Source organism: Citricoccus nitrophenolicus, assembly GCF_047305825.1.
GTDB classification, from domain to species: Bacteria; Actinomycetota; Actinomycetes; order Actinomycetales; family Micrococcaceae; genus Citricoccus; species Citricoccus nitrophenolicus.
The window spans coordinates 517,150-533,408 of sequence record NZ_CP063070.1; the positions used below are offsets into that span (position 1 = coordinate 517,150).

Genomic DNA, 16,259 nt, shown 5'->3' on the forward strand with positions numbered 1-16,259 from the left:
CGGCCCGCGGGCCGGTGACCGGAACACCTCCCGACGGCGGCGCTCGGGCGACCTGTGCAGGTCGCCCGAGCGCCGCCGTCGTTCTCCCACGCCTGGGACTCCGGGGAATATTCGCACGGCCGGCAAGGCTGTGTCTCAGGAGAGTTCCCCCTGTGAAAGGTTCCTGCGTGAGTTACCCGCTGTCCGTCCTCGATCTGTCCACCGTCCTGCCGGGACAACCCGTCGCCCAAGCGGTGGCCGCCAGTGTGGAGCTGGCTCAGAAGGCGGAGGAGCAGGGTTTCCACCGGATCTGGTTCGCGGAGCACCACAACTTCCCCTCCATCGCGTCCTCCGCCACCTCGGTGCTGATCGGCCATGTGGCGGATCAGACCTCGACGATCCGGCTGGGCTCGGGCGGCATCATGCTGCCCAACCACTCCCCCCTGGTGATCGCCGAGCAGTTCGGCACCCTCGCGGAGATCCACCCGGGCCGGATCGACCTCGGGCTGGGCCGAGCGCCGGGAACGGACCAGCGGACCATGATGGCCCTGCGCCGCGACCCCTCCGCGGCGGACACCTTCCCGCGGGACATCAAGGAACTCCGGGGCTACCTCAAGGGCGAGACCCTCATTCCCGGCGTGGACGCCTTCCCCGGCAGCGGCACCGATGTCCCCCTGTTCGTGCTCGGATCCTCACAGTACGGTGCCCAGCTCGCGGCGGCGCTTGGCCTCGGGTACTCCTTCGCCTCGCACTTCGCCCCGCAGATGCTGGAGCACGCCGCCCGCCTGTACCGGGAGTCGTTCGAACCATCCGAGGACTACCCCGAACCACATTTCATCGCCGCACTCAACGTGATCGCCGCGGACACCGAGTCGGAGGCCCACGCGCAGCTGGAGATCGCCCGTCGTCACCGCATCCGGCAGATGCTCGGCCGGGGCCGGGACCTCAGCGAGGAGGACGTCACCATGCTGCTGCACTCCGCCGGCGGCGAGCAGGTGCTGTCCATGATGAAGTACACCGCGGTCGGCACCATCGAGACGGTCAGGTCCTACCTGGACGAGTTCCGTGAACGGGTCCAGGCGGACGAACTGATCGTCACCAACGCCGCTCCGGACCTCGCGGCCCGGCACCGCACCCTCGAGCTGCTGGGCGAGCACGTCATCTCCCGGTAGACGGACCGACCGGGACGGTGCCTAGCCGGCGGTGTCCCATCCATAGTCCGGGTAGTCGTAGAAGTCGTCGCCGTCGAGGCGGTCGACGCTGCCGTCTGCCATCGATTCGAGCAGGGACCTCAGTCCGGTCTCCACGGTCTTCGTCAGCATCCCCTTCTGCTTCTGGCCGAAGGACTGGGTCTGGCCCCGGACCTCGAACAGGACGGAGGCCGAGCCGTTCAGGGCGAAGGCAGACCTCCCCTGACCGGCGAACTCCCGTTCCTCGGGATGCAGGTACCGCACCACACCGGCCAGTGGTGACTGTGCCCCGACGTTCTCCCGCAGGCCGTTCATGATGGCCAGTGCGTGGCGGCGAGAGTCGTCCTGGTCCAGGCTGGGATAGTCCTCCAGGTACTTCGCCCCGTCTCCGACCCCGAGTGGCGGATAGTCGATGGCGATCGTGACCTGCTTGCCGTCCTGCGGCCCCCCGGTCTGCTCGTTGCAGGCGCCCATGTGATGCAGGTCGACCACCGCGTCCACGGTGCCGAACTCGGACTGCAGCTCCACGTACGCGTCCCGCACGGCTCGAGACTCCGGGTTGAGGTAGAACCCGGGATCGGTGGACGTCCCGGGAAGGTCCTCCGCCTGGGGCACATAGTCCAGGTCTGGGTGGAAGTCCCGGTTCAGATCGTAGCCGGGGAGGTCGGAGCCGAGGTTGGACGTCCGGTAGTACCAGGCCGGGTCCGCCGCGGCCAGTTGGGGGAAGTCCGCCACTGTCTCGGCCCAGGTGACGTCATTGATGCGTCGGTTCAGCTCCACCCCGTCCGGATTGAGCATGGGGATCGCCACGAGGGTGACCCCCTGGAGGATCTCCCGGCTCGCGGGGTTGTCAGTCCCCAGGGACTTGAGCAGGGCCAGTTGGGCCTCCACACCGGTGCGTTCGTTGCCGTGGATGGCTCCGGTGACCACCACGACGCGGTCCCCCGAGCCGACGCGGGCCGCCAGGATGTCCCTCCCCTGACGGGTGGTGCCGATCGAATCCACCGCCACGCGGCCCTGGCTGGTCCGTTCGATCTGTCCGAGGGTTCGTTGCACGTCCGCGTAACTGGACCATCCGGCTGCCGAGGGCTCCTCCAAGGGCGTACAGGTCCCTTGCCCCTGGGCATGGATGGTGGGGCCGGGCGCCGCGGCGGCGGGCGCCCCTGTCAGCAGGCCGGCCGCGAGGGCAGGTACGGCCACCCAGGTCAGGGCGGCGCCGCGGCGGCGCGCGGTGGTGGGTTCGGGAATCCGGGTGCAGATGGGCATGACGCTCCAGATGAAGGTGGGTGGTCATGACTCGCGGCGGTGGCCGGGGATGACAAGTCATGGAGCGGTGCGTGGAGAGAACCTATCCGGATTCCCCCTGCGAGCTCAAGACCTGCTGGGCGGGAGCTGAATGCCCAGGTCGGCTTCAGATGCCGTAGAAGTGCTTCTCGAAGACGTGCCGGGCGTGGCGGGTGGAGCGCAGGTAGTCCTCCTCCAGCTCAGCCGCCTGGCCCTGCTCGTAGCCGCACCAGCGGGCCACGGCCTCCAGGTCCTGGCGTTTGGTGGGCAGTGTGTCCGAGGGCTTGCCGGACCAGACGATGTTCCCGGCGCGGATCCGCGTGGCCAGGTGCCAGGCCCGGTCCAGCACCTCGGCGTCCTCCGCCGGGAGGATCCCCTCCTGAACGAGGGCCCTCAGGGCGGCCATGCTGGACGTCGTCCTCAGCGAGGCGTGCTCGGCCGCGTGTTGTAGCTGCAGGGTCTGCACCAGCCACTCCACATCCGTCAGGCCGCCGCGGCCCAGTTTCAGGTGCCGGGCCGGATCGGCGCCGCGGGGAAGCCGCTCGGACTCCACGCGCGCCTTGATCCGCCGGATCTCGCGGATGGAGGCCGCGCCGGGGTCTCCCGCATACCGCACGGAGTCCGCCCAGGCCGTGAACTCCTCAGCCAGGTCCGCACTGCCGGCGATGGGGCGGGCCTTCAGCAGGGCCTGGATCTCCCAGATCTCGGCCCAGCGGCGGTAGTACTCCCGGTAGGAGTCCAGTGACCGGACGAGCGGGCCCTTCTTGCCCTCCGGCCGGAGGTCCGCGTCCATCACGAGGGGTCGCTCGCCCAGCACGGAAGGCCTACACGGCTTCGTCAGCAGCCCAGTGACCTGCTTGGACAACTCCACGGCCTGGCGTTGGGCCGCGTCCTGATCCACCCCCTCGCGGGGCCGGTGGACGAAGAGCACGTCCAGATCGGAGCCGTAGCCGATCTCCCGGCCGCCCTGACGGCCCATCGCCACCACGAGGACGTCAGTCATCTCTTCCGCCAGGCCCCCGCCGACTGGGCCGTCGGCGCGATGCTCGGGGCGCCCGAACTGCGAGATCTCGGCCACGTGCAGGGCTCCGAGCACGGCAGCGCGGTCGGCATCGGACAGGGCCCGCCCCACCGACTCCTGGTCCAGCAGTCCCGCGGCGTCCGCGATGGCTGTGCGCAGGATCTCCCGCTGCCGGATGAGCCGGATCTGGCGGATGGCCTCGTCAGGATCCGGGTGCCGGGACATCTTGGCCCGGATCTCCTGCCACTGGGACTCGAACGGCATCGGCACCAGGTCTCGGTCCTGCCCCAGCCACGCCGCAGCCTCCGGCCGGTGTTCGAGCAGGTCCGAGATGTAAGTGGACAGGGAGAGGATCTGGCAGAGCCGCTCGGCTGCGGCCGAGGAGTCCCGGAGCATGCCCAGGAACCAGGGAGAGGAGCCGAGCGATTCCGAGAGTCGGCGGAAGCCCAGTAGGCCGCCGTCCGGATGGGGGCCATTGGCGAGCCATCCGAGCATCACCGGCAACAGTTGGCGTTGTAGGGCGGCCCGGCGGGAGACCCCCGTGGTCAGCGCCTCGATATGCTTCAGGGCCCCGGCCGGGTCCAGGTATCCCAGCGCCGCCAGTCGCTGGCGCACCGCCTCCGGGGTCAGCCGCGCCTCGTCCGCGGAGAGAGCCGCTGTGGTGGACAGCAACGGACGATAGAAGATCTTCTCGTGCAGCGAGAGGACCGTCTTGCGGGTGCGCTTCCACATGGTGGTCAGCCCGTCGGCGCCGGTGGGGCCTGGCTCCCCCGGGCCCCGTGCCGCCCTGGCCAGAACCCACAGTGCCTGGGGCTTGTCCGGCATGAGGTGGGTTCGTCGCAGATGGACGAGCTGGATCCGGTGTTCCAGCAGCCGCAGGTACCGGTAGGCCCCGGCGAAGGACTCCGCGTCCGCCCGTCCGATGAAGGAGCGCTCCTCCAGCGCGCGGATGGCCTCCAGCGTGTTCCGGACGCGCACGGACTCCACGGTCTTGCCGTGCACCAGCTGCAGCAATTGGACGGTGAACTCCACGTCCCGCAGGCCTCCGGCCCCGAGCTTGATCTCCCGGTCCCGGTTCTGATGGGCGATGTTCTCCATCACGCGGCGCCGCATCGCCTGCACCGAGGCGACGAACCCCTCCCGCTCCGAGCTGGTCCACACCAGGGGCCAGATGGTCTCGATGTACTCCCGGCCCAGGCCGGGGTCTCCGGCGATGGGCCGTGCCTTGAGCAGCGCCTGGAACTCCCAGGTGTGCGCCCAGCGCCGGTAGTACTCTGCGTGCGAGTCGACCGTACGGGACAGGGCGCCGTCCTTGCCCTCGGGCCGCAGGTTCGCATCAATCTCCCACAACCCCTGCTCCGGGGCGGCGGCGGTGGCGTACTTCGAGATGCCCGAGGCCAGCGCGGAGGCGATCGAGGCGGAGCGGTGCTCGTCCCCGAGGGAGGAATCGTGGACGAAGATGACGTCCACGTCCGAGATGTAGTTCAGCTCCCGTGCGCCGCACTTGCCCATCCCGATGACGGCCAACCCCACCTGGGCGGCGTCCGGGCCGAACTGCTCGACGGCGTCCGCGCGGGAGGCGGCCAGGCCCGCCTCGATCGCGGCGCCGGCGAGATCCGCCAGCCACGCGGCGACGGCCGGTTCGGCCGCCCGCGGATCGACGGCCATCACGTCCTGAATGGCCAGCGCCGTGAGTTGACGGCGGTAGGCGACCCGCAGCGCTGCCGCGGCCTCCTTGCCGCGCAGGGTGGACACGGGGCGCGCCGCGTCAGGATCCGCCCCCACGGACCCGAGGAGCAGGGACCGCAAGGGCAGGGGGTCGGCGGCGAGCCCGGACGGGCCCAGGACCGGGGCCGTGGCCGCGGCAGCGTCCGGATCCGTCAGCAGGTCCACGTGGTCAGGGCGGCGGATGAGGAACTCGCCCAAGGCCTCGGAGGTTCCGAGCAGCCGGACCAGCGCCAGGGAGCGGGCCCGGTCTCCCAGTACCCCCGCCACGGAGGGAGCGCGCTCCAGTAGCCTGATCAGCAGGATCAGGGCCTGGTCCGGATCGGGTGCCCCCGTGAGGACCCTGACCAGCGTGTCCCGGTCCAGTGCCTCGAGCTCCGGAGAGGCCAGGAGGTCGCGTGCCTTGGCCCAGTCCGCGAAGCCGGCGCTGACGAGCGCCTTGCGCCCGGGGCCGGCGCCGTCCGCAGCAGCAGCCATCCCGGTCAGAGGATGCCGAGGTTGCGCTGCAGCTCGTACGGCGTGACCTCGACCCGGTACTCGTCCCACTCCTGGCGCTTGTTCCTCAGGAAGTTCTCGAAGACCGTCTCCCCCAGCACCTCGGCCACGAACTCGGACTCCTCCATCGCCCGCAGCGAGTCGTGCAGCGTGCCCGGCAGGGAATGGTGGCCCAGTGCCCGGCGCTCCATCGAGGTCAGCGCGCTGATGTCCTCGGCGGCGGCCTCGGGAAGCTCATACTCCTCCTCGATGCCCTTCAGCCCGGCGGCCAACAGGACCGCGTAGGTCAGGTAGGGATTGGCGGAGGCATCGATCCCGCGGTACTCGACTCGGGCGGATCCCGCCTTGTCCGGCTTGTACAGCGGCACCCGGACCAGCGCCGAGCGGTTGTTGTGGCCCCAGGACACGTAGGAGGGTGCCTCTCCTCCGCCCCAGAGCCGCTTGTACGAGTTCACGAACTGGTTGGTGATGGCCGTGATCTCCACGCTGTGGTGCAGCAGCCCGGCGATGAACCTGCGGCCCGTGGTGGAGAGGTGGAACTCCGCGCTGGGCTCGAAGAAGGCGTTCGAGTCACCCTCGAACAGGGAGAAGTGGGTGTGCATGCCGGACCCGGCGTGCTGGCCGAACGGCTTGGGCATGAAGGTGGCGTAGTTGCCCTGGAGCTGGGCCACCTCCTTGATGACCGTCCGGAAGGTCATGATGTTGTCTGCCGTCTGCAGCGCATCCGCGTATCGCAGGTCGATCTCGTTCTGGCCCGGGCCCGACTCGTGGTGGCTGAACTCCACCGAGATCCCGATGGCCTCCAGCATGTTGACCGCGTGCCGGCGGAAGTCCGTGGCCACGCCCCCGGGCTCGTGGTCGAAGTAGCCGGCCTGGTCCACGGGGATGGGCTGGCCGTCCGGCCCCACCTCCTTGGACTGCAGCAGGTAGAACTCGATCTCGGGGTGGGTGTAGAACGTGAAGCCCATGTCCGCGGCCCGGGACAGCTGGCGGCGCAGTACCTGGCGGGGATCGGCGGAGGACGCCTCGCCGTCCGGGGTCAGGACGTCACAGAACATCCGGGACGTCGGCTCCTCCTCGCCACGCCAGGGCAGGATCTGGAAGGTGGAGGGATCGGGCTGGAGCAACATGTCGGACTCGAAGATGCGGGTGTATCCGTCGATCGAGGACCCGTCGAAGCCGAGTCCCTCGGCGAAGGCCCCCTCCACCTCGGCCGGGGCCAGTGCCACGGATTTCAGGGTTCCGGTGACGTCGGTGAACCACAGCCGGACGAAGCGAACGTCCCGGTCCTCGATGGTTCTGAGGACAAACTCCTGTTGGCGATCCATGGTCTCTGGCGGCCTCCTGTGGGAACACGGCTCTTTCTGCTGTTGGCTCCACTGTAGTGCGCCACGGACCGGTCCGTGGCCGATGCGACCGCTGACCGGCGAACGTCTAGACTGCCGCCATGGCCGAGAACGAGACCGCACCCCATGCCGCCGCCGCGCCCAACCGATACCGCACCGTGCACCTGCAGCGGGCGAAGGACGAGGGCCGCCGGTTCGCGATGCTGACGGCCTACGACTTCCAGATGGCCCAGGTCTTCGACGAGGCCGGCCTCGAGACCATCCTCGTGGGAGACTCGGCCGCCAACACCATGATGGGGCACGCCACCACCCTGCCCATCACCTTGGACGAGATGATCGTCTATGCCGGTTCCGTGGTCCGCGGCACCCGCCGGGCGATGGTGCTGTGCGACCTGCCGTTCGGCTCCTATGAGGTCTCCCCCCAGCAGGCCACCGAGAGCGCCATCCGGCTCGTCAAGGAGACCGGGATCCACGGCGTGAAGATGGAGGGTGGGGAACGCTACGTGGAGCACGTCCGGATGATGACGGACGCCGGCGTGCCCGTGATGGGGCATATCGGCTTCACCCCACAGTCCGAGAACGTCCTGGGAGGGTACCGGGTCCAGGGCCGGTCGGAGGGCGCCGCCGAGACCATGATCCGCGAGGCCACCGCCCTGCAGGATGCCGGAGCCTTCGCCGTCCTGATGGAGATGGTCCCCGCCGACATCGCCCGGCAGGTGGATGAGTCACTGCGCGTGCCGACCGTGGGGATCGGCGCCGGGCCGCACACCACCGGCCAGGTGCTCGTGTGGCAGGACATGCTGGGCCTGAGGGCGGGGAAGATGCCCCGCTTCGTCAGGCAGTATGCCGATCTGCGCGCCGTGGTGTCCGAGGCCGTCTCCGGGTTCCACCACGATGTGCTCGAGGGCACGTTCCCGGCCCCGGAGCACGGTTTCGAGGGGTAGGTGAACTGACCTAGTCGTTGGCGTCCTCGTCAGCCTCGTCCCAGCGCTCGTTGTTGGACTGCACCTGGGCGATGGCCTGCTCGGCCTCGGCGCGGGAGGCGTAGGGGCCCAGCAGCTTCGACCAGTCCGATTGAGGGCCCTCCTCGACCTGGTGGCTGACGACGTTGTACCAGTATTCGCTCATCGCCCCAGACTAGTGGCCGTAGACCAACCCCACCACGGCGATAGGATCGAGGCATGTCCCAGAACGCCCCGCAGCAGGCCACCACCGCACGCCCCACCAGTCACAACGGACCGGCCCCGGAAGGCCCGTCGCGCGGCGAGCCCGGATCGAAGGCGCCGCTGGGCACCCTGGTCCCGGGCGTCGTCGCCCCCCAGCTTCCCGTCCCCGCGCACATCGAACGGCCGGAATACGTCGGCCGTGCGACGGCCGACGAGGGCAACGGATCGGATGTCTATGACGCGGAGGGGATCGAGAGGATCCGTGCCGCCGGGCGCATCGCGGCCCAGGCCATGGAGGAGGCCGCCAGGCACATCGCACCGGGGGTCACCACGGCGGAGCTGGACCGGATCGCCCACGAGTTCATCGTCAGCCACGGGGCCTACCCCTCCTGCCTGGGCTACAAGGGCTTCCCCAAGGCCATCTGCACCTCCCTGAACGAGGTCATCTGCCACGGCATCCCGGACGACACGCCCCTCGAGGACGGGGACATCGTCAACCTGGACATCACGGCGTACCTGGACGGCCACCACGGAGACCACAACATGACCTTCCTGGTCGGCACCGTGGACGAGGAGTCCCGGTTGCTCGTGGAGCGTACCCACGAGGCCATGATGCGGGGCATCAAGGCGGTCAAGCCAGGACGTGAGATCAACGTGATCGGCCGCGCCATCGAGTCCTACGCCAAGCGCTTCGGCTACGGCGTGGTGCGCGACTTCATCGGCCACGGCGTGGGACGCGAGTTCCACTCCGGGCTGGTCATCCCCCACTTCGACGCCGCGCCCGCCCACAACACCGTGATGGTTCCCGGCATGGTCTTCACCATCGAACCGATGATCACCCTCGGCACCATCCGCTGGGATATGTGGGACGACGACTGGACCGTGGTGACGCGAGACCGCCAGCGCACCGCCCAGTTCGAGCACACCCTGGTGGTCACCGAGGACGGCGCCGAGATCCTGACCCGGCCCTGATCCGACGGTTCGAACCCCACCCGACCGATTCCACGACCCGAGAGCGCACCATGGCGAAGAAGACCACCGATCCGTCCACTGGCAAGTTCACCACCCTCGGCGTCGACGTCGGTGGCACCGGCATGAAGGGAGGAGTCGTCCGGCTCGGCGAGGGGCCGAAGACGGGTCGGCTGAAGGGTGAGAGGCACCGCATCCCCACCCCACAGCCGGCCACCCCCGATGCCGTGGCCTCCGTGCTGAAGGAGATCGTGGACGAACTGGACTCCCGCAAGGGAGCCCCGTCCAGGACCCTCCCCGTGGGGGTCGACTTCCCGGCCGCCATCCACCAGGGGGTCTGCCTCACGGCCACCAACATGGACCCGTCCTGGATCGGCACGGACGTGGACACGCTGTTCTCCGAGACGCTGAAGCGACCGGTGTCCACCGTGAACGATGCCGACGCCGCCGGACTGGCCGAGGTTCGCTACGGTGCGGGCAAGGGCGTGCAGGGGACGGTCCTGGTCATCACCCTGGGCACCGGTATCGGCTCGGGCCTGTTCCGCGACGGTGAGTTGGTACCCAACCTCGAACTCGGCACGATCGAGCTCGACGGCGCAGTGGCCGAGACCCGGGCCTCAGCGGCAGCACGGGACCGCGAGGACCTGGACTGGCCGGAATACGCCGAACGGCTCCAGCGGTACTTCTCCTACGTGGAGGGCATCTTCTATCCGGACCTGATCATCGTGGGCGGCGGCATCTCCAAACGCCCGGAGGACTACCTGCCGCTGCTGGACCTGCGATCCCCGATCGTCCCGGCCGCGTTGAAGAACAACGCGGGCATCGTGGGAGCCGCACTCTGGGCCACTGACGCCCTGGCCGGCACCGCCGCCCGGCAGGCTCTCCTCGGCACCGCCCGCAAGGCCGCCGATCAGGCCCTGGCACAGCGCTCGGTGGACGAATCTGCGGGGGCCACGATCACGGACCAGGCTATGCACAAGGCGGTCAAGAAGGCCGCGAAGGTTGACAAGGCCGTCCGGAAGCCGTCCCGCTAGCGTCACGCCGGGGTCCAGAGGGTGGTGGCCGATGGCGGCTCCGGCTTCCCCTCCGGAGCCGCCATCGGCAGTCTCGATGCCCCGTGGGGCCTTCCGCCTCAGCGGGTGAAGAGCCTCGGCTGCAATGTCCTCACGCCGGTGTCCGAGCGGTCTCCCGCCGAACGCAGCTCCTCGACGGCCTGGGCGAAGTCGTCCAGGGAGTCGAACGCCTGATAGACGGACGCGAACCGCAGGTACGCCACCTGGTCCAGGCGGCGCAGCGGATCCAGGATCGCCAGCCCCACCTCGTGCGCATCCACCTCGGCGTTGCCCGTGGCCCGGATGGTCTCCTCGACCTCCTGCGCCAGCATGGCCAGGTCGTCGCTCGTGACCGGCCGACCCTGACATGCCTTCCGGGCACCGTTGATGACCTTCGAGCGGTCGAAGGGCTCTGCCACACCGGACCGCTTGACGACCGTCAGCGCCGTGGTCTCCATGGTGGTGAAGCGCTTGCCGCAGGACTGGCACTGGCGGCGCCGGCGGATCGCCGAGCCGTCATCCAGCGAGCGGGAGTCCACCACCCGGGAGTCCTCATGCCGACAGAAGGGACAATGCATCAGATCCTGACGCCCCCTTCAGCCGTTGTGCTCATGCTCCATCATAAGCCCCACCCCACCGGAATAACAATCGTGGGATTACCAGATGTAGTGGTCCGTTCACGCGCGGGACACCATCCATGGCACCGCGGGGTGCGGGGTCACTCCAGGCAGGCCGGGCCCAGCAGCACCTTGAGGTCGCCGAAGAGCGCGGGGTTCGGGCTGACCCGGAAGTCTGCGCCCAACTGCATGATCTCCATGGTGCGCGTCCCCGTGAGCTTGAGCCGCACCTCGGTGGTGCCGGGATGCGTCCTGAGTACGTCTCCCAGTGCGGAGACCACGGTCTCGTTGGCCTTGAAGGCCGGCAGGGTGAGGGAGACCGGGCCGGAGTGTCCGTCCGAGAGGTCCGGGATGGTCAGTTCCTGCGCGCTCAGGGAGACCGAGCCGTCATCGCGCCGCTGCACCCGGCCCTTGACGGCCACCACGAGGTCCTGGGCCAGCATCGTGGCGATGGGGGCGTAGGCCTTGCCGAAGAACATCACGTCCATCGAACCGCCCAGGTCCTCGATCTCTGTGCGCGCGTAGGCGTTTCCGGAGCTCTTGGCGATGCGCCGCTCAAGACCCGTGATGAGCCCCGCGATGGTCACCATGGCACCGTCTGAGGGGCCGTCGTCGGACAGGATGTGGGTGATGGAGATGTCCGCATGCTGGGCCAGCACGCCGTCCAGCCCCTGCAGGGGGTGGTCGGAGACGTAGAGGCCGAGCATCTCGCGCTCGAACGTGAGCTTGTCGTTCTTGTCCCACTCCGGCATGTCCGGGACCTCGATGCCGAATCCGGCATCCCCCGCGTCGCCGCCCTCCTCCTCGAGCAGGGAGAAGAAGTCGAACTGGTTGTTGGCCTCCTGACGCTTCTGCGCCACCGCCGCGTCCACGGCCTCCTCATGCACGGCCAGCAGGGCGCGGCGGGCGCAGCCGAGCGAGTCGAATCCACCGGCCTTGATGAGTGACTCGATGGTGCGCTTGTTGCACACCACTGCCGGGACCTTCTTGAAGAAGTCCTGGAAGGAGGCGAAGGCACCCTTCTCCTCACGGGCGGAGACCATCCCGGCCACGGCGTTGGAACCCACATTGCGGACCGCGCCCATGCCGAAGCGGATGTCCTTGCCCACCGAGGTGAAGTACAGGGAGGACTCGTTGACGTCCGGCGGGAGCACCGAGATGCCCATGTGGCGGCACTCGTTGAGGTACATCGCCATCTTGTCCTTGTCATCCCCCACGGAGGTGAGCAGGGCGGCCATGTACTCGGCCGGGTAGTGGGCCTTCAGGTAGGCGGTCCAGTAGGACACCAGCCCGTAGGCGGCCGAGTGGGCCTTGTTGAACGCATAGTCGGAGAACGGGAGCAGGATGTCCCACAGGGCCTTGACAGCGGCCTCCGAGTACCCGCGGTCCACCATGCCCTGGTGGAACCCCACGTACTGCTTGTCCAGCTCAGACTTCTTCTTCTTGCCCATGGCCCGGCGCAGGATGTCCGCCTGGCCGAGCGAGTACCCGGCGACCTTCTGGGCAATGGCCATGACCTGCTCCTGGTACACGATCAGACCGTAGGTCGTGTCGAGGATGTCCTTGAGGGGCTCCTCCAGCTCGGGGTGGATCGGTGTGATCTCCTGCTGGCCGTTCTTGCGCAGGGCGTAGTTGGTGTGCGAGTTCGCGCCCATGGGACCCGGGCGGTACAGCGCGATGGTGGCCGAGATGTCCTCGAAGTTGTCCGGCTTCATCATCTTCAGCAGCGACCGCATGGGGCCGCCGTCGAGCTGGAACACGCCCAGGGTGTCGCCCCGGGCCAGCAGCTCATAGGACGCCTTGTCATCGAACGTCAGGGACTCCAGGTCCAGGGTGAAGTCCTGGTTCATCTGGATGTTCTCGATCGCGTCCGAGATGATCGTCAGGTTCCTCAGGCCGAGGAAGTCCATCTTGATCAGCCCCAGGCCCTCTGCCGTGGGGTAGTCGAACTGGGTGATCACCTGGCCGTCCTGGAGGCGGCGCATGAGCGGGATGACATCGATGATCGGCTCCGAGGACATGATCACGCCCGCGGCGTGCACGCCCCACTGCCGCTTCAGCCCCTCGACGCCCTTGGCCGTCTCGAAGACCTTGGCCGCGTCCGGATCAGCGGCGACCAGTTCACGGAACTCACCGGCTTCACCGTACCGCTGCGAGGACTTGTCCTCGATGTCCTTCAGCGGGATGTCCTTGGCCATGACGGCCGGCGGCAGCGCCTTGGTCAGCGTCTCCCCCATGGAGAAGGGGAAGCCCATGACACGAGCCGAGTCCTTGAGGGCCTGCTTCGTCTTGATGGTGCCGTAGGTGACGATCATGGCGACACGCTCGTCGCCATACTTCTCGGTGACGTAGTCGATCACCTCGGAGCGGCGGCGATCATCGAAGTCCACGTCGAAGTCCGGCATGGACACGCGGTCCGGGTTGAGGAAGCGCTCGAAGATCAGCCCGTGCTCCAGCGGGTCGAGCTCGGTGATCTTCAGCGCGTAGGCCACCATGGAGCCGGCGCCGGAACCACGCCCCGGCCCCACCCGGATGCCGTTGTCCTTGGCCCAGTTGATGAAGTCGGCCACCACGAGGAAGTAGCCGGGGAACCCCATCGAGAGGATGACATCCAGCTCGTAGTCGGCCTGCTTGCGCACGGGGGACGGGACGCCGTTGGGGTAGCGGAAGGCCAGTCCGGTGGCGACCTCCTTGGTCAGCCAGCTCGTCTCGTCCTCCCCCGGCGGGCAGGGGAACCTCGGCATGTAGTTGGCCTCGGTGTCAAAGGACACCTCGCACTGCTCGGCGATGAGCAGCGTGTTGTCACAGGCCTCCGGGAACTCGGAGAACAGGTCCCGCATCTGCCGCGGGGACTTCACGTAGTACTCGGTGCCGGACAGCGCGAAGCGGGACCCGCCCTGGTCGTAGGTGGGTTCAAGCAGGTTGGACCCGGACTGGATGGCCAGCAGTGCCTCGTGGGGCTTGGAGTCGTGTTCGTGTGTGTAGTGCAGGTCGTTGGACGCCACCAACGGGATCTTCAGGTCCTTGGACAGCTTCAGCAGGTCCTTGATGACCCGCTTCTCGATGTCCAGGCCGTGCATCATCAGCTCACAGTAGAAGTTCTCCCGCCCGAAGATGTCCTGGAACTCGGCGGCGGCCTCTCGGGCCTCGTTGTACTGGCCCAGCCGCAGCCGCGTCTGGATCTCGCCCGAGGGGCAGCCGGTGGTGCCGATCAGACCCTCGGAGTACGTGGAGAGCAGCTCCCGGTCGATGCGCGGCCACTTCGCGTAGACCGAGTCCAGAGAGGCGATGGAGCCGGCCCGGAACAGGTTGTGCATGCCCTTGTTGTTCTTGGACAGCAGGGTCATGTGGGTGATGGCACCACCACCGGAGACGTCGTCCCCACGCTGATGCTGCTCGCCCCACCGGACCTTCGTCTTGTCCGAACGGTGCAGTTGCCCGGGGGTCAGGTAGGCCTCCAGCCCGATGATCGGCTTGACGCCGGCATCGGTGGCCTGCTTCCAGAAGTCGAACGCCCCGAAGAGGTAGCCGTGGTCCGTGATCGCGATCGAGTCCATGCCCAGCCGCTTCGTCTCGTCGAAGAGCTCGCTGAGCTTGGCGGCGCCGTCCAGCATCGAGTACTCGGTGTGGACGTGGAGGTGGGCGAACCCGCCGTCCCGGGTGGCGTCACGGGTGCCCTGCGCTGTCGCGGTCATGCTGTGTACTTCCCTATTGCTCGTTCTGCCGGTCATCCACCCTAGTCACTCGCCGCGCAACACGCCCAGCGCGTAGACCAGGTCCTGCGGATAGGGACTCTCGTAGTCCACCCACTCACCGGTGATCGGGTGGGGAAAACCCAGGCGATGGGCATGCAGCCACTGCCGGGTCAGACCGAGCTCCGCCGCCAGTCTGGGATCGGCACCGTAGGTCAGGTCCCCGGCGCAGGGGTGGCGCAGGGCGGAGAAGTGCACGCGGATCTGGTGCGTGCGGCCCGTCTCCAGCGTGACCTCCACAAGGGTCGCCCGGCCGAAGGCCTCCATCGTCCGGTAGTGGGTCACGGAGTCGCGGCCCCCGTCGAGGACGGCGAACTTCCAGTCATGACCGGGGTGGCGGCCGATCGGCGCGTCGATGGTCCCGTTCAGCGGGTCCGGCAGACCCTGCACCACGGCGTGGTAGGTCTTCTGGGGGGTCCGGTCCCGGAAGGCGTCCTTGAGGACGGTGTAGGCGCGCTCGGACTTGGCCACCACCATGATGCCGGAGGTCCCGACGTCCAGTCGGTGCACGATCCCCTGCCGCTCGGGCGCACCCGAGGTGGAGATCCGGTATCCGGCGCCGGCGAGACCCCCGACAACGGTGGGGCCGACCCATCCGGGCGAGGGGTGGGCCGCCACCCCCACCGGCTTGTCCACGACCACATAGTCAGGCTCGTCGGCCAGAATGTCCAGGTCCTCCACGATCTCCACCTTCACGTCCAGCGGGTTGGGTTCCTCAGGGATGTCGACCACGAGTTCGGTACCGGCCGACACCTTGGCGGACTTCGGCACCGGCCGGCCTCCGGCCCCAGCGCCGGTGGGACGCTCCACCACAAGGCCGGCCGCGCACCAGCCGGCGGCCTTCGTACGAGAGACCCCGAGGGCGGTGGCCACCACGGCGTCCACGCGCCGGCCCCCGTCGCCGGGTTCGGGGACGACGACGACCGGGCCGGGTTCAGTCCTCGACGTCACGGCCCGACCCGGCGGCCTGCTCCGACGCCTCACGAGTGCCGTCCAGCCGGCGCCCCGTGAACATGAGCAGCACGATCACGATCATGGAGCACACGATCAACGAGTCTGCGATGTTGAAGATGGCGAAGTTCGGCAGTGCGATGAAGTCCACCACGTGTCCCACGCCGAAGCCCGGCGGACGGAGGAGCCGGTCCGTCACGTTGCCGAGCACTCCACCGAGGAGTCCCCCCAGCGCCACCGCCCAGACAGAGGAGCGGACCCGGAACAGCAGCACCACCACCACCACGGCCACGGAGCACTGGATGATCGTGAAGACCCAGGTGTGGTCCTCGCCGATCGAGAAGGCCGCTCCCGGGTTGCGGATGAAGTGCCAGCGCAGCACCGGCGGCAGGACGTCCGTGACCTGCCCCTCGGTCATGGTGGTCTCGACCCAGCGCTTCGTGAGCTGGTCCAGGACGTATCCCACCACGAACACCAGCACGGAGATCCATCCCCGGTGACGCGCCCGCGCCGCGGTGGGGGTCAGGACACCGTGGGGCCCCTCGGGCCGGGTGGGCTCGGTCTCGGTCACGCGGGCCGTCCTTCGGTGCTGTGCGGCTCAGGGCCGGGGTGTCGGTGGCAACAGGCCGGGCCGACCATGGAGGTTCACCATGGCCGGCCCGGTTCTGTGATGTTCTGGATCGACGGCTCGCGCTCAGTCCGCGGGCCGGAC

The 16,259-nt window shown here is 68.5% G+C and carries 11 protein-coding genes and 1 pseudogene; 4 read left to right on the forward strand and 8 right to left on the reverse strand.

Annotated features, from left to right (window positions below):
- Positions 1-167: 167 nt before the first annotated feature.
- Positions 168-1,151, forward strand: a complete 984-nt coding sequence (locus tag IMT31_RS02380) for an LLM class flavin-dependent oxidoreductase (RefSeq protein WP_413543625.1) — start codon at positions 168-170, stop codon at positions 1,149-1,151.
- A 21-nt stretch (positions 1,152-1,172) separates the two neighbouring features.
- Here IMT31_RS02380 and IMT31_RS02385 read toward each other — a convergent pair whose 3' ends face one another.
- From IMT31_RS02385 to glnA, 3 genes are all read right to left on the reverse strand, one after another.
- Entirely contained in the window at positions 1,173-2,435 is a 1,263-nt protein-coding gene (locus IMT31_RS02385; RefSeq protein ID WP_413543626.1) for a M14 family zinc carboxypeptidase, read from the reverse strand.
- A gap of 145 nt (positions 2,436-2,580) precedes the next feature.
- Positions 2,581-5,676 (reverse strand): bifunctional [glutamine synthetase] adenylyltransferase/[glutamine synthetase]-adenylyl-L-tyrosine phosphorylase, encoded by a 3,096-nt coding sequence (locus IMT31_RS02390; protein ID WP_413543627.1) that lies wholly within the window; start codon positions 5,674-5,676, stop codon positions 2,581-2,583.
- 5 nt (positions 5,677-5,681) lie between these two features.
- Positions 5,682-7,022 (reverse strand): type I glutamate--ammonia ligase, encoded by a 1,341-nt coding sequence (gene glnA / locus IMT31_RS02395; RefSeq protein ID WP_345356469.1) that lies wholly within the window; start codon positions 7,020-7,022, stop codon positions 5,682-5,684.
- Between the two features lie 119 nt (positions 7,023-7,141).
- Here glnA and panB point away from each other — a divergent pair, with 119 nt between their 5' ends.
- Entirely contained in the window at positions 7,142-7,984 is an 843-nt protein-coding gene (gene panB, locus IMT31_RS02400) for a 3-methyl-2-oxobutanoate hydroxymethyltransferase (RefSeq protein ID WP_413543628.1), read from the forward strand.
- Positions 7,985-7,994: 10 nt separating this feature from the next.
- Here the strand turns inward: panB and IMT31_RS02405 are convergent, their stop codons facing one another.
- Positions 7,995-8,168 (reverse strand): SPOR domain-containing protein, encoded by a 174-nt coding sequence (locus IMT31_RS02405; RefSeq protein ID WP_345356463.1) that lies wholly within the window; start codon positions 8,166-8,168, stop codon positions 7,995-7,997.
- Positions 8,169-8,221: 53 nt separating this feature from the next.
- On the opposite strand from IMT31_RS02405, the gene map reads away from it, so the two are divergent.
- Positions 8,222-9,178: a type I methionyl aminopeptidase gene (gene map / locus IMT31_RS02410; protein ID WP_413543629.1), complete on the forward strand. Its 957-nt coding sequence runs from the start codon at positions 8,222-8,224 to the stop codon at positions 9,176-9,178.
- A 50-nt stretch (positions 9,179-9,228) separates the two neighbouring features.
- A pseudogene (gene ppgK, locus IMT31_RS02415) lies at positions 9,229-10,023 on the forward strand (polyphosphate--glucose phosphotransferase); the annotation flags it as partial.
- 284 nt (positions 10,024-10,307) lie between these two features.
- Here the strand turns inward: ppgK and nrdR are convergent.
- The 4 genes from nrdR to lspA all read right to left on the reverse strand — a co-directional run bounded on the left by nrdR (position 10,308) and on the right by lspA (position 16,118).
- On the reverse strand, positions 10,308-10,805 hold the full coding sequence (gene nrdR, locus IMT31_RS02420) for a transcriptional regulator NrdR (RefSeq protein WP_345356454.1): 498 nt from the start codon (positions 10,803-10,805) through the stop codon (positions 10,308-10,310).
- Between the two features lie 140 nt (positions 10,806-10,945).
- Entirely contained in the window at positions 10,946-14,539 is a 3,594-nt protein-coding gene (gene dnaE / locus IMT31_RS02425) for a DNA polymerase III subunit alpha (RefSeq protein ID WP_413543630.1), read from the reverse strand.
- Between the two features lie 45 nt (positions 14,540-14,584).
- Positions 14,585-15,547 carry an RluA family pseudouridine synthase gene (locus IMT31_RS02430; RefSeq protein WP_413543631.1) on the reverse strand — a complete coding sequence of 321 codons (963 nt, stop codon included), beginning with the start codon at positions 15,545-15,547 and terminating at the stop codon, positions 14,585-14,587.
- Positions 15,531-16,118 carry a signal peptidase II gene (gene lspA / locus IMT31_RS02435; RefSeq protein ID WP_413543632.1) on the reverse strand — a complete coding sequence of 196 codons (588 nt, stop codon included), beginning with the start codon at positions 16,116-16,118 and terminating at the stop codon, positions 15,531-15,533. The genes IMT31_RS02430 and lspA overlap by 17 nt, the downstream gene beginning before the upstream one ends.
- Between the last annotated feature and the right edge of the window lie 141 nt (positions 16,119-16,259).